Here is a 12,321-nt window from a genome sequence, read left to right as displayed (position 1 = left end):
GGGGATTTTCCGCGAGTTCTCTCGCCAACCATTCATCGCTGATCCACGGGCTCCGTCGCTCCACGGTGCCGTCTGTCAACTGGGCGCACAGGTCGAATAGAAAGCGCTGCATTGGTTTCTCCCTCGTGACGGGAACATGCCACGGCGCTGCGAACTGAGCGCGTCGGCGGTTGTGGGCAGCCCTAATTGTCAGTGGATTCTTCTGGATCGCTGCCAGTACCGAGCACCTTATAGATTTCAGCGATGATCTCGGGCTTCTGCCAGTCTTCAATTCCCGCAGGCAGAGCCGCTTGGCCCGTGAACCCCATCACGCCCGGTTCGAGCGGTATTGATCGCACACCAAGCGCGACGAGGCATTGAATCCAAAAGGCGGCGTTGAATGTGCCCCGCATGACCTTGTTGCGGAGATTGCGCTCGTTCTCTTCGACGCCGACGGCCGCCAACCGTTGTTGAAGGTCAGCGTAGCCGAGCCCCTGCTGGGCCATTTGTGCTCGGACAAATCCCACAAGCCAGCGGGTGAGGGCGTCTTCATCCATGTCACATCCTTAGTGCCAACGCATCAAAATTGATGCGAACGCATTGACAATGACGCGCGCATCGCTTTTGGTGCTCTCGCATCAGTTTTGATGCGTTTGCATTGATTGTCGTTGTCGCAGCATTTTCTCCTTTCTGCAAAGGCGAGATCGCTGAGTTTGAAACAGGTCGCTCGGATGACCGAAGATCAAGCTCGCGAGGCGTTTAAGGCAGTTCGGTTCGCCGAAAGCGGTGGAAGGCCTGTGTGCCCCCACTGCAAGTGCGATGCTGTGCTTGAATACGCCAGCCGTCCGATCTTCAAATGCAAGCGCTGCGAACGCCAGTTCTCGATGACCTCGGGCACGCTCTTCAACAGCCGCAAGCTGTTCTTCGCCGACATCCTTTTGGCGATCGCCATCTTTGTAAACGGCGCCAACGGCGTCAGCGCGCTGCGATTAGGGCGAGAACTGGACGTCTCCTACAAGACGGCATTCGTTCTCGCGCACAAACTTCGGGATGCCATGGCGTCGATGGTGGCTGACAGAAAACTTACCGGTGTGGTCGAGATCGACGGCGTCTGGGTTGGTGGCCACTTGAAGAAGGCCAACGAGAAGTCTGGCCGCAAAGATATGCGTCGATCAAACCCGAAACGTCGATCGGTAGTCGTGATGCGCGAGCGACGGCCGGGAGGACGTTCAATCTCGGTGGTCGTAAAGCAGGAGTCCGATGCCATAGCCGCCGTGCTGCATCATGTGGACGCATCGGCAGAAATCCGCACCGATGAGGCGGCCCACTGGATGGCGCTCAACCTGCACTTCCACGACGTGCGCGCGATCAATCACTCCCAGCGCTACGCCGAACCCGGCGGCATCCACACGAACTGGGCGGAGAGCTACAACTCCCGCCTTCGGCGGGCAGAGCGCGGCGTTCACCACCGCATATCCGGCCTATATCTCGACGCCTATGCGCAGGAGTGCGCGTGGCGCGAGGACTTCAGGCGCGTGGATAACGGCCGACAGTTCGCCCAAGTCCTCGGCGCCGCTGCTGTCCTGTCCGTATCTAGGCGGTGGTGTGGCTACTGGCAACGGCACCAAGCCGCTTAGCCTCGCGACGGAACCGAGGATGGCGTGCACTTCCCATTCGCCACTTGGTGCGACACACTAGTTCCCGCGACCATGGTGCCGAGAGTGGTGACCATGCTGCAAGCGATTCCGATCACTGCCAGCATCATAAGCGTGCCTCGGAAATTTGCAGTCGTGATTCTGCCTCGGGGTAGAAATCTGAGCTTCCGCTTGGATTCCCAGAGAATGGATCGATCGCGAGGAGTTACGGCAAGCGCCCAACTTGCGAACAGGCCCATGCCCCCGAGCATTGCCGCATAGGACATCAGGCCCATGCCGCCAGCTACGATGCACGCAGCCACCCTTGGAGAATCCGACTGCACTATCCCGGCGCCTAGCAATAGGTAGCCAGACGCTGCCCCAACGGTTGCAAGGGTCGCCAGTCGGAGGTTCCATGTCTCCGCGACCGAACCATCACTCATTGTACCGCTCCGAGGGTGTTGCGTTTGGCAGCCCATTTGTTGGGCTTGCCCACGTGAAGCTCGACCAAGCCGCGCTTGAGAGCCCTTTTGCATGTGCCATTTGCGATGCTCATCAGCCGCAATAATTCGCGACGATCTGGGGACGGAAGCCCGATCTCCGGCGCGATCGCCTTGCCGATCTCCCACGCCGTGAGCGGCTGATCCGCCCGTTTTAGCAGCCGATATACCGCCCGAGCCCCCTGACCGTGTTGTCGAATACGCGGCGTGGTGACAATTGCCTTGATCTTCTCGGGGTCCCAGTCCGGCTCGAAGAGGCGGATTGAGGCTGTGATTGCGCGGGCCTCGGCCAGCATCTTTCGCTTACGTGCCTCAATCTCAAGCTGCTTTTCGATGATCGCGGCAACGCCAATCACCGGTTCTACCTCGTGATCGATCACCTGTAGGGCACCCATGAGCCGGGCATATTTGTCTTCGAGTTGGGTCGCTGCGTGCTGTCTGGCCATCAGGCGTTGCTCGCAGTGCGAGCGATAAGATCGCGTGATGGGAATTAGTTAATAAACCTGTGGATTGCGGAACGTCTGCGGAACATCGCCCTTGCGAGTCACCGGCAAATCAAGCCATTCAACACCTACTAAAGCCGTGTTCGGATTCGCCGTCCACTAGATGATGTGAGATTTTCCAATCTACCCACAAGATAAGGGTTGTAGAATCGTTTTTGGCAGATCACGGTAATGGGTGCCAGCGCGGGGTATGGCCGCGTAACGCCAGTGTAGGAGATTGGGATGGCCAGCAAACCGCCGCCCAAGGGGCCGCACCGTTCCGCCTCTTCGGGGAAGTATGTGACGACGAGAACCGCCGTCCGTAACCCGAAGGGAACGGTGTCCGAGCCTCGGAAAAAATGAGGAGCGCACTCGAACTAGGCTAGCGTGATGCGGCCAACGTCGAGACAACTGAGAGGAGAGGTCGGTTCCAAAGTTTGGCGCCGAGGAAACCCGACCCTCCCCTCTTTCACCATCAGGGCCTTCGCTCCGATGATTCGTAGAGAGTAGAATCATCTACCCAACCGAATCAACCTGCACAGCAGGCCGTCGGATGCGAACGCCGTTCGCATGAAAGACGACAACCATGGCTACCAGCCACCAAGTGACGTGCATCAAACCAGACGGCACAGACTCCGATCAGCGCATAGATGCTATCGGCGGGACAGACGGGGGTGGATGGTCCCTCCCCATCGACGAGGCCATTAGCGGTATCGAAGCCGGCAAATGGTCCTTCTGGACCTCAGTAAATGGTAATCGCGCCGACGTGATCGTTGCGGTTCGAACAAGCAGCCGACGCAAGTATCTCAAGACGACGGCCGATGGGATCGAGCCAAACAATCTGCTGTCGCTACCGACCTGTCGTTAGGCTTTAGGGGCGCGAGCTAGGCTCGCGTCCCCCGTTTTTTGCTAGGACACCATGGAATCGTTGGACGCCGAAAAACTGAAGACGTTGATCTCCGTCCTCGCTCCGGGGCTGCTGATCCTCTGGGTTCGGCAGTGGTTTGTTGCTGGCCCTAACCCGCCATTTCAAGAAAGGGTCGTGGCCTACGCAGGCGTCTCGACCGTTTACTACGCAGTTTCAGTCCCGCTTTTCGTGTTCCTCGACAACCGACTTGGTTGGCCGTCTTGGACGTCGGACACTTTTGAATATGTGATCGTCCCGCTCGCAATCGGAGCGCTTCTGGCGCTCAGTGCGGCCCATGATCTGGTTGGAGGCCTCATTCGAAAGACTGGCGCATCTCCCAACCATCACACACCCGCTGCATGGGACTACGCCTTTAGCCGCCTTCGCGGGCAAACCTATCTCATTGTAACCTTGAACGATGGCTCCCGTGTTTACGGGCATTACGGCCAGAAATCATTCGCTTCCTCAAGCACTGCGGAACGAGATTTGTTAATCGAGGAAGTTTGGGACGTCAGCGACAAAGGAGTTTGGACAAAGCCAACCGATCGCCGCAGCATTCTACTCTGCGGCAAAGATATTCGTGCCATTGAACTCGTAAGGACGACCTAATGACCGACAAGAAAACGCCTACAACAGCTTCACCTGCGCCTTCGCGCCAGCGTGAAATCACGAAAGGCTATATTCCAGCGCCCAGTCGCGGAGAAGTTCGAGGTGGCTACCAAGGGCCGACCGGGAGCCAGAGCGCTCCGCCGACCACTGGTAGCAGCATTACGCCGCCCAAGAAGTGACGGAGGACACATTGTCAAAAGAACCCCCGAAGCGGGTCCATCTGAACGATGGATATATGCCGCCTCAGAACAAGAACCTCAGCGAGGGTTACAAGGGGCCTGCGGCGGAAAGCACAAAGCCACCCACCAGCGGATCGGCTATCAAGCCACCGCCAGCGAAGAAGTAGCGCGATGGCCAAGCCCCCCACGAGGATCATCGTCAACGGCTACATGGCCGGTGCCGGCCCTAAAGCCATGACCGGATACATCGGCCCGTCGTCAAAACAATCCAATCCCCCAACGAGTGGCAGCGCACTCAAGCCTCCCCCGGCTAAGTCGAAATAGAACTATTCAAGGGAGATTGCGGGGCGTCTCCCCGCGCTAGGTGTTTCTGCTCCATAATGGCGGAGTACAGCGCTCAGGCCCTGGATTCGCTGCGCGCGCCGCTGGAGACGGGCGAGATCGCGGTGGCCCGCGCCAACGCCCATATCCGCTATCCAGCCCGGTTCCAGTTGGTGGCGGCGATGAACCCCTGTCGCTGCGGCATGGGCGGGGCAGGGCGGGGCGCCTGCGGCAAGGCTCCCCGCTGCCAGCGCGACTATCAGAACCGGGTGTCCGGCCCGATGTTCGACCGGATCGACCTGACGGTCGAAACCCCGCCGGTCACGGCCGCCGACATGACCCTGCCGCCCCCGCCCGAAGGCACGGCCGAGGCCAGGGCTCGCGTCGCCGCCGCCCGCGCCCAGCAAGAGGACCGGGTGCGCGGGGCGGGGCTGGACCCGGCCCAGGGCCTGAACGCCCGCGCCTCCGGCGACACCCTGGACCGGTTCGCCACTCCTGATGAGGCGGGGCGGATGCTGCTGATGCGGGCGGGCGAGGCCGGGGGGCTGACCGCGCGGGGCTGGACCCGGACCCTGCGGCTGGCCCGCACCATCGCCGATCTGGACGGCTGCGACGGGGTGCTGCGCCGCCATATCGCCGAGGCCCTGATCTATCGTCGCAACACCGTCGGGGCCGAGGCCGACTTCAGCCGACGTCGGGCCCATCGCGGCGAAGCCTCTGACATCCGCGAGGCGGCGCCGGACCAGGCGCCCTTCCTCTATTCGTGAGGCCGTCATCCGGACCGCCCGGTCCGTCAGGAGAGAAGAACAATCCTTAACCCGGCGCGCCTATGCTCCCAGGCTTGCGGAGACCCTGATGGCGCGACGGACGGCGACGAAACGGACCGAGACCCAGCCGACGCCCCCCGTCGAGGCGGCGCAGCAGTTCCTGCGCCTGATGAGCCACGAGATGCGCACGCCCCTGAACGGGGTTCTGGGCATGATCAATCTGTTGCAACGCACCCGCCTGGACGGCGCCCAAAGGGCCTATGCCGAGAATGCGCGCCAGTCGGCCGAGCATCTGCTGGGCCTGGTCAATGACCTGCTGGACTACGCCCGGCTGGAGGCCGGATCGCTGGAGTTCGATCTGGCCCCGGTTGACCTGGAAGGTCTGGTGCGCGGCGTCGCCGAACTGCTCAGCCCGCGCGCTCACGACAAGGGCTTGGAGATCGTCTGGTCGGTCGCGGCCGACGCCTCCGACATCCTGGCCGACGAGGGCCGGCTACGGCAGGTGCTGTTCAACCTCGCCGGCAATGCGGTCAAGTTCACCGAGACGGGCGGTGTTTGGCTGTCCGTCGAGCGTGCGCCTGAAGTCGGCTCCGCCGCCAAGGACAAGCGCGTACGCCTGGCTTTCATCGTCGATGATACCGGGCCTGGCGTGCCGATCGAGGCGCGGACTCGTATTTTCGAGGAGTTCGGCCATGCCGATTCGTCCGACGCGGTGCGCCATGACGGCGCCGGCCTCGGCTTGGCCGTCGTGCGCAAACTGGCCACGGCCATGGGCGGAACGGTGGGTGTGGAGGACCGCCCCGGCGGCGGGGCCCGCTTCCGTTTCGAGGCTGATTTCGAGGCCGTGGCTGCGCCCCGCAAGAAGCGGCTGCGGGGCCAGAAGGTCGCCCTCCGCTCGCCTGACCCCTTTGTTCGCGCCGCCGCCGCCGCCCAGATCGAGGCGTCCGGCGGCAAGATCACAGACAATGCACCCGTGTGGTTGATCGACCATGCCGAGGCGGCGCCCGGCGAGTTGGTCGCCGCGCCGGACCGGGGGCGCGGCGTCGTTCTGCTGAAGCCGTCGGAACGCGACCTGATCCCCGGTTATCGGACCGCAGGCTTCCACGGCTATCTGATCAAGCCCCTGCGTCGGGCCTCCCTGGCCGAACGGGTGCTGGCGGCCGCCGGCGCTGGCGATTCTGTCGCGCCACCCGGCCTGCTTCCGCCCGAGGACGACCGGGTCGCGACCGCCCGCTTCGCCGGGGTCCGCGTCCTGCTGGCCGAGGACAATCCGGTCGGGGCGCTGCTGGCCCGCACCCTGCTGCGACGCGAAGGCTGTACGGTCGAGACCGCCGCCACAGGGGCCGAGGCCGTCGCCGCCCTGGCCCGCGCCCGTTACGATCTGGTCTTCATGGACATGCGGATGCCCGGCATGGACGGCCCCGCCGCCGCCCGCGCCATCCGCGCCACGGGCGACGCCACCCCCATTCTGGCCCTGACCGCCAACGCCTTTGCCGAAGACCGCCGTTTGTGCCTCGAGGCCGGAATGGAAGACCATCTGGTCAAGCCCCTGGACGCCGACGCCCTTCGCGCCGCCCTGACCCGCTGGACGAAGCGCGACATCCGCGCCAAGGTCGCCCCCGTTTAGGCGACCGCGTTCCCGGCCGCTGCCGGAGCCGTGCATGACCGACCAAGCCTCGCCCGTAAAAGCGAAATCCGCCGGCCGTTTCGGCGGCTTTGCCGTCTACGGCGAACGGCGCGTCTTCATCATGCTGCTGCTGGGTTTTTCGGCCGGCCTGCCGAATCTGCTGATCTTCGATACTCTGACCGCTTGGTTGCGCGAGAGCGGCCTGACGCTGGAGGTGATCGGCTTCTTCGCCCTGGCCACCCTGTCCTATTCGCTGAAGTTCGTCTGGGCGCCCTTGATCGACCGGACCGCCGTCCCCCTGCTGACGCCCCTGCTGGGGCACCGGCGGGCCTGGATGCTGGTGACTCAGGCGGTGATTGTCTTCGGCCTGTGGTCGATCTCGACCCTGAATCCGGCCAACGCCCTGATCGCCGTCGCCGGCTTCGCGGCCCTGGTCGGCTTCTTCGGCGCCACCCAGGATATCGTCATCGACGCCTGGCGTATCGAGGCGGCCGACGACAGCCGGCATGGGGCCATGGCCGCCGCCTATCAGATGGGATACCGCGTCGCCATGATCGTGGCCGGCGCCGTGCCCCTAGTCCTGGCCGACCTCTACAACTGGAACCTCTCCTACGCGGTCATGGCCGCCCTCATGGGCTTCGGCATCGTCGGCGTCCTGTTCGCCCCACGCGAGAAGGTGCATTCGATCCGGCCCATCCCGGTCGGCGACGTGCCGTCGAGGCCGAAGCTGGAAGTGGTCGAATGGGTCGTCCGATTGGCGGTCATCGGCGTGGCGGCCATGTTCCTGGGCTCGGGCCTGACGGGCCAGTCCGCGCCGCTGAACGCCCTGTTCGGGCTGTTCGGTCTAGGCGCAGACGGCAAGGCGGCGGTGGCGGCGGCCCTGTCGGCCAAGCCGGAGGGCGTCTATCTGCAGTTCATCTCGGTCTTTTTGGGATTGGCCGTCATGGTTCTGGCCTGCTGGCCCCTGCCAGGGTTGAAAACCCGCCCCGGCGCCTATCTGGCCGGTTCCTTCGGCCAGCCCCTGGCCGACTTCTACAAGCGGTTCTCAGGCGTGGCGACCCTGATCCTCGCCCTGATCTGCGTCTATCGCCTTGCCGACTTCGTGCTGAACATCATGCCGCCCTTCTATATCGACCTGGGCTTCACCAAGACGGAGCTGGCCGAGGTGCGGAAGGTGTTCGGCGTGATCATGACGACGCTCGGCGTCTTCATCGGCGGCTGGTCGGTGGCCAGACTGGGCCTGATCCGCACCATGGTCATCGGCGCCTTCATGAGCCCGGTCTCCAACCTAATCTTCGCCTGGCTGGCGACCCAGGGACACAGCCTGTCGGCCCTGACTGTGGCGATTGGCGTCGACAACATTTCCAGCGGCTACGCCGGCACGGCCCTGATCGCCTATATGTCGAGCCTGACCTCGATCGGCTTCACCGCAACCCAATACGCCCTGTTCACCTCGCTTTACGCCCTGCCCGGCAAGCTGATCGCCTCGCAATCCGGCCGGATCGTCGAGGCCTCGGCCCGGGCGGCCGAGGGCAACGGCCCGTTTGCGGGTCTACGCAGCCTGTTCGCCAACCTGCAGGAGGGGGTTCTGACCACTGGCGCGGCGACAAGCGGCGTCACCCCCGCCGCCTTGGGCGCCGGCTATGTCGCCTTCTTCCTGTATTCGGCGATCATTGGCGTGTTCGGCATCGTCCTAGCCTTCGTCGTCGCCGGCAAACAGACCGCGCTCCAGGCGCGCCAGAAGGCTGAAGTCGAGCAAGATGCCGCCGTCGCAGCCACAGAAGGTCAGCCTTCTTGACGCCGTCCTGAAGACTGCGCCGGATACGACGAAGGCCCGTCGAACCGACGGGCCTTCAAACTTCGCTTAAGCTGAAACTTAGTTCTTGGCGCTTTCGGCGCCGGAGCTAACGGCCGAGCCGGCAGCGGAGACATCGCGGCCGACGCCCGAGATGGTGTTGCAGGCCGACACGGCCAGTGCGGCGGCGACGATGGAGAGGACGATGATCTTGCGCATGCTGAAAACCCCAGATGTTATGGTCAAGCTGTCCCCCAAACGCCGCACTTGAACATAGGTTGCATCAAGCGGCGCCATATCGCGATTTGGTTGATCTCTGACGTATCGCGTAGCGCCGCTGCGCTGACGCTTGCGTCGGACGGGCGACGCCCCGAAGGTGAACGCTTGGTCTTCGAGGGGTTGTTCATGCGTCGTTTTCTGATCTCGTCCACCGCCGTCCTGGCGGTGCTGTCTGGCGTGCCGGCGCTGGCCCAGACGCCAAGCGCCGCACCGACCGCCGCGCCGTCTGCCCAAGCCCAGAGCGAGGACGCGCGGCTGAACGCCTTCTTCGAAGAGGCTTTTCAGGCCCGCATCGCCCTCAGCCCGCAACAGATGACGTCGCTGGGGATCAAGACCGATTACGATAGGCTGGACGATGTCTCAGACGTCGCCGCCGACCGCGCCCTGGCCCTGTCCGAAAGCCAGCTGGCCCGGATGGAGGCCGAGTTCGATCTGCAGAAGCTGGGACCTCAGGCGCGTTTGTCGTGGCGAATGTTCGAATACGGCGTCCAACAGGCGCGGCTGTCGAACCAGTGGCGCGACTGGGGCTTTCAGTTCGCCGCCAACGGCAATCCGACCACCAGCCTGCCGGTCTTCCTGATCAACAACCACCGCGTCTCCAGCGTCGCCGACGCCGAAGCCTATGTCGCCCGGCTGCGCGCCGCCCAGGTCCAGATGGGCCAGGTCGCCGACGAGCTGCGTCAGCGCGCGGCGGCCGGCGTGGTGTCGCCCCGCTTCGTGTTCGAGCCCTCCATTGCCAATACCCGCAACGTCATCTCCGGCGCGCCGTTCGACGACGGCGCGGACAATCCGGTCTGGGCCGATTTCAACAAGAAGGTCGCGGCGCTGGACGTGGATCAGGCGACCAAAGACCGGCTGCTGGGCGAAGGCCGCGCCGCCCTGACGGGCCCGTACAAGGCCGGGTTCGACACCGTGCTGACGGCCCTGGCCGAGGTTCAGCCTTTGGCCGACAGCAACGCCGGCGTGTGGCGCCTGCCGCAGGGCGAGGCCTACTACAACGCCCGGCTCCAGCTCTCGACCACCACCGACCTGACCGCCGACCAGATCCATCAGATCGGCCTGGACGAGGTCGCCCGCATCCAGGCCGAGATGGAAGTGATCAAGGCCCAGGTCGGCTTCACCGGCACGCTGCAGGAATTCTTCGCCTTCCTGAAGACCGATCCGCGCTTCCAATATCCGAATACGCCGCAGGGCAAGGAACAGTATCTGACCGACGCGCGCGGCTTCATCGCCCAGGTGATGGCGGCGGCCCCGCAGTGGTTCTCGACCCTGCCCAAGGCGGCGCTGGAGGTGCGGGCGGTCGAGCCGTTCCGCGAGGCGACGGCTTCAATCGCCTTCTATAATTCGCCGGCGCCGGACGGGTCGCGACCGGGCATCTATTACGTCAACCTGTCGGACATGACCCAGGTGCTGAAGCCCCAGATCGAGGGCATCAGCTATCATGAGGGCGCGCCCGGCCACCATTTCCAGATCGCCTATGCGCAAGAGATCGAGGGCCTGCCCCGCTTCCGCCGCTTCGGCGGTTACGGCGCCTATGCCGAGGGCTGGGGACTGTATGCCGAGCAGCTGGGCAAGGAGATGGGCTTCTATCAGGACCCCTATTCCGACTTCGGCCGGCTCTCGACCGAGCTGTGGCGCGCCGTGCGTCTGGTGACCGACACCGGCCTGCACGCCAAACGCTGGAGCCGCGAACAGGCGATGGACTATTTCCGTCAGAACTCCCTGCTGTCCGAGCGCGACATCGAAAAGGAAGTCGAGCGCTACATCACCAATCCCGGCCAAGCGACCAGCTACAAGATCGGCGAGCTGAAGATCGAGGAACTGCGCGACCGCGCCAAGGCGGCCCTGGGCGACCGGTTCGACATCAAGGATTTCCACGCCGTGGTCCTGGGCTCCGGCTCGGTGCCGCTGGACGTGCTGGAAGACCAGGTCGATGGCTGGATCGCGGCAGGCGGCGGGGCGCCGACGACCTGACCCGGCTCGCCTTTCCGGTCACAGGGCGGTAAAGGGCGCGCGCCATGCCCTTCACCGCGACCGTCCTGACCATGTTTCCCGAGGCCTTTCCCGGCCCGCTCGGCGTGTCGCTGATCGGCACGGCGTGGCGTGAGAAGGGCTTGTGGGACCTGGATACGGTTGACATTCGCGCCTTTTCCACAGATACGCGCGGCTTCCTGGACGACACCCCTGCGGGTGGCGGCCCGGGAGCCGTGCTTAAGGCGGACGTAGTGGCTCGGGCGGTCGATAGTCTGCCGGGACCAAAACGGCCGCTTTTGTACATGAGCGCCCGGGGTCGGCCCCTGACCCAGGCGCGCGTCAAGGAATGGGCGAAAGCAGACGGAATCGTCGTGCTGTGCGGCCGTTTCGAGGGGGTGGACCAACGGGTGCTGGACGCTCGCGGGTTCGAGGAGGTCTCGGTCGGAGACGCGGTGCTCGCCGGCGGCGAGGCGGCGGCCATGGTCGTGATCGAGGCGTGCGTAAGACTGATCCCCGGAGTGCTCGGCGCGGCAGACAGCCTGTCGTCCGAGAGTTTCGAGGACGGGCTTCTGGAACACCCGCAGTACACGCGACCGCGGACGTTCGAGGGGCTTGAGATACCCGAGGTGCTGCTGTCGGGCGACCACAAGAAGGTCGCCAAATGGCGCGAGGCGCAGCGGGAAGAGACCACGCGGGAGCGGCGACCAGACCTCTGGGAAGCGCATCTCGCCAAATCACAGGCAAAGAGCGCAAAGCTCGAGGAGAAATAAAATGAACATCGTTCAACAGCTGGACGCCGAAGAAAAAGCCCGCGTCCTGGGCGAACGCAAGATCCCGGTCTTCCAGCCCGGCGACACCCTGCGCGTCAACGTGAAGATCAAGGAAGGCGAGCGCGAGCGCGTCCAGGCCTTTGAAGGCGTCTGCATCGCCCGTGACGGCGGCGGCATCAGCGAAACCTTCACGGTCCGCAAGATCTCGTTCGGCGAAGGCGTCGAACGCAAATTCCCCATTCTGTCGCCGAACATCGAGTCGATCGAAGTGAAGCGCCGCGGCGTCGTGCGTCGCGCCAAGCTCTATTATCTGCGCGATCGTCGCGGCAAGTCGGCCCGGATCGCCGAACGCCAGACCGTCCGTCCCGCCAAGGGCGCCGTGGTCCCCGAGACGGGCGCCGCCGACAAGGGCGACGAGGCCTGATTTCAGGTTTGAAGATCAGTCAAGGAAAAGGCCCCGGCGTCAGCGCCGGGGCCTTTTTTGTTGCGCCGGATCGG

General features: G+C 64.1%; 11 protein-coding genes and 1 pseudogene. 9 read left to right on the top strand and 3 right to left on the bottom strand.

Features of this window, described 5'->3' with window-relative positions; genetic code table 11:
* Positions 1 to 182: 182 nt before the first annotated feature.
* On the bottom strand, positions 183 to 536 hold the full coding sequence (locus ACW170_RS04180) for a DUF6471 domain-containing protein (RefSeq protein WP_492088428.1): 354 nt from the start codon (positions 534 to 536) through the stop codon (positions 183 to 185).
* A gap of 111 nt (positions 537 to 647) precedes the next feature.
* On the opposite strand from ACW170_RS04180, the gene ACW170_RS04175 reads away from it, so the two are divergent.
* Positions 648 to 1,616, top strand: coding sequence for an IS1595 family transposase (locus ACW170_RS04175; protein WP_492088427.1), 969 nt, complete (start codon positions 648 to 650; stop codon positions 1,614 to 1,616).
* Positions 1,617 to 2,052: 436 nt separating this feature from the next.
* Here ACW170_RS04175 and ACW170_RS04170 read toward each other — a convergent pair whose 3' ends face one another.
* A complete protein-coding gene (locus tag ACW170_RS04170) occupies positions 2,053 to 2,559 on the bottom strand; it encodes a hypothetical protein (RefSeq protein WP_492088426.1) in 507 nt (168 codons plus the stop codon).
* A 622-nt stretch (positions 2,560 to 3,181) separates the two neighbouring features.
* On the opposite strand from ACW170_RS04170, the gene ACW170_RS04165 reads away from it, so the two are divergent.
* The 5 genes and pseudogenes from ACW170_RS04165 (at position 3,182) to ACW170_RS04145 (ending at position 8,803) form a co-directional block, all read left to right on the top strand.
* Positions 3,182 to 3,463 (top strand): DUF3892 domain-containing protein, encoded by a 282-nt coding sequence (locus ACW170_RS04165; protein ID WP_492088425.1) that lies wholly within the window; start codon positions 3,182 to 3,184, stop codon positions 3,461 to 3,463.
* A gap of 51 nt (positions 3,464 to 3,514) precedes the next feature.
* The gene (locus ACW170_RS04160) at positions 3,515 to 4,111 is read left to right on the top strand and encodes a DUF6338 family protein (protein WP_492088424.1); all 597 of its coding nucleotides are present in this window, start codon (positions 3,515 to 3,517) and stop codon (positions 4,109 to 4,111) included.
* Positions 4,112 to 4,682: 571 nt separating this feature from the next.
* Positions 4,683 to 5,378: pseudogene (locus ACW170_RS04155) on the top strand (ATP-binding protein); the annotation flags it as partial.
* Between the two features lie 88 nt (positions 5,379 to 5,466).
* Positions 5,467 to 7,005, top strand: coding sequence for a response regulator (locus ACW170_RS04150; RefSeq protein ID WP_492088423.1), 1,539 nt, complete (start codon positions 5,467 to 5,469; stop codon positions 7,003 to 7,005).
* Between the two features lie 34 nt (positions 7,006 to 7,039).
* Positions 7,040 to 8,803, top strand: a complete 1,764-nt coding sequence (locus ACW170_RS04145) for an AmpG family muropeptide MFS transporter (RefSeq protein ID WP_492088422.1) — start codon at positions 7,040 to 7,042, stop codon at positions 8,801 to 8,803.
* 78 nt (positions 8,804 to 8,881) lie between these two features.
* Here the strand turns inward: ACW170_RS04145 and ACW170_RS04140 are convergent, their stop codons facing one another.
* Positions 8,882 to 9,019 (bottom strand): entericidin A/B family lipoprotein, encoded by a 138-nt coding sequence (locus ACW170_RS04140; RefSeq protein ID WP_271164950.1) that lies wholly within the window; start codon positions 9,017 to 9,019, stop codon positions 8,882 to 8,884.
* A 186-nt stretch (positions 9,020 to 9,205) separates the two neighbouring features.
* On the opposite strand from ACW170_RS04140, the gene ACW170_RS04135 reads away from it, so the two are divergent.
* Genes ACW170_RS04135 through rplS form a run of 3 tightly spaced genes read left to right on the top strand, consistent with a single transcriptional unit; the run spans position 9,206 to position 12,247 of the window.
* On the top strand, positions 9,206 to 11,053 hold the full coding sequence (locus ACW170_RS04135; RefSeq protein ID WP_492088421.1) for a DUF885 domain-containing protein: 1,848 nt from the start codon (positions 9,206 to 9,208) through the stop codon (positions 11,051 to 11,053).
* A gap of 44 nt (positions 11,054 to 11,097) precedes the next feature.
* Positions 11,098 to 11,823 (top strand): tRNA (guanosine(37)-N1)-methyltransferase TrmD, encoded by a 726-nt coding sequence (gene trmD / locus ACW170_RS04130; protein WP_492088420.1) that lies wholly within the window; start codon positions 11,098 to 11,100, stop codon positions 11,821 to 11,823.
* 1 nt (position 11,824) lies between these two features.
* Complete coding sequence (gene rplS, locus ACW170_RS04125) at positions 11,825 to 12,247, top strand: 50S ribosomal protein L19 (protein WP_492088419.1); 423 nt, start codon at positions 11,825 to 11,827, stop codon at positions 12,245 to 12,247.
* Positions 12,248 to 12,321: the final 74 nt, after the last annotated feature.

The organism is Brevundimonas sp. FV2ps16 (assembly GCF_058681075.1).
This window is presented reverse-complemented; position numbering and strand designations above follow the sequence as displayed.

Coding starts and splice junctions, on each gene's coding strand:
- ACW170_RS04180 (WP_492088428.1), bottom strand. CDS start 536: ATGGATGAAGACGCCCTCACCCGCTGGCTTGTGGGATTTGTCCGAGCA.
- ACW170_RS04170 (WP_492088426.1), bottom strand. CDS start 2,559: ATGGCCAGACAGCACGCAGCGACCCAACTCGAAGACAAATATGCCCGG.
- ACW170_RS04165 (WP_492088425.1), top strand. CDS start 3,182: ATGGCTACCAGCCACCAAGTGACGTGCATCAAACCAGACGGCACAGAC.
- ACW170_RS04160 (WP_492088424.1), top strand. CDS start 3,515: ATGGAATCGTTGGACGCCGAAAAACTGAAGACGTTGATCTCCGTCCTC.
- ACW170_RS04150 (WP_492088423.1), top strand. CDS start 5,467: ATGGCGCGACGGACGGCGACGAAACGGACCGAGACCCAGCCGACGCCC.
- ACW170_RS04145 (WP_492088422.1), top strand. CDS start 7,040: ATGACCGACCAAGCCTCGCCCGTAAAAGCGAAATCCGCCGGCCGTTTC.
- ACW170_RS04140 (WP_271164950.1), bottom strand. CDS start 9,019: ATGCGCAAGATCATCGTCCTCTCCATCGTCGCCGCCGCACTGGCCGTG.
- ACW170_RS04135 (WP_492088421.1), top strand. CDS start 9,206: ATGCGTCGTTTTCTGATCTCGTCCACCGCCGTCCTGGCGGTGCTGTCT.
- trmD (WP_492088420.1), top strand. CDS start 11,098: ATGCCCTTCACCGCGACCGTCCTGACCATGTTTCCCGAGGCCTTTCCC.
- rplS (WP_492088419.1), top strand. CDS start 11,825: ATGAACATCGTTCAACAGCTGGACGCCGAAGAAAAAGCCCGCGTCCTG.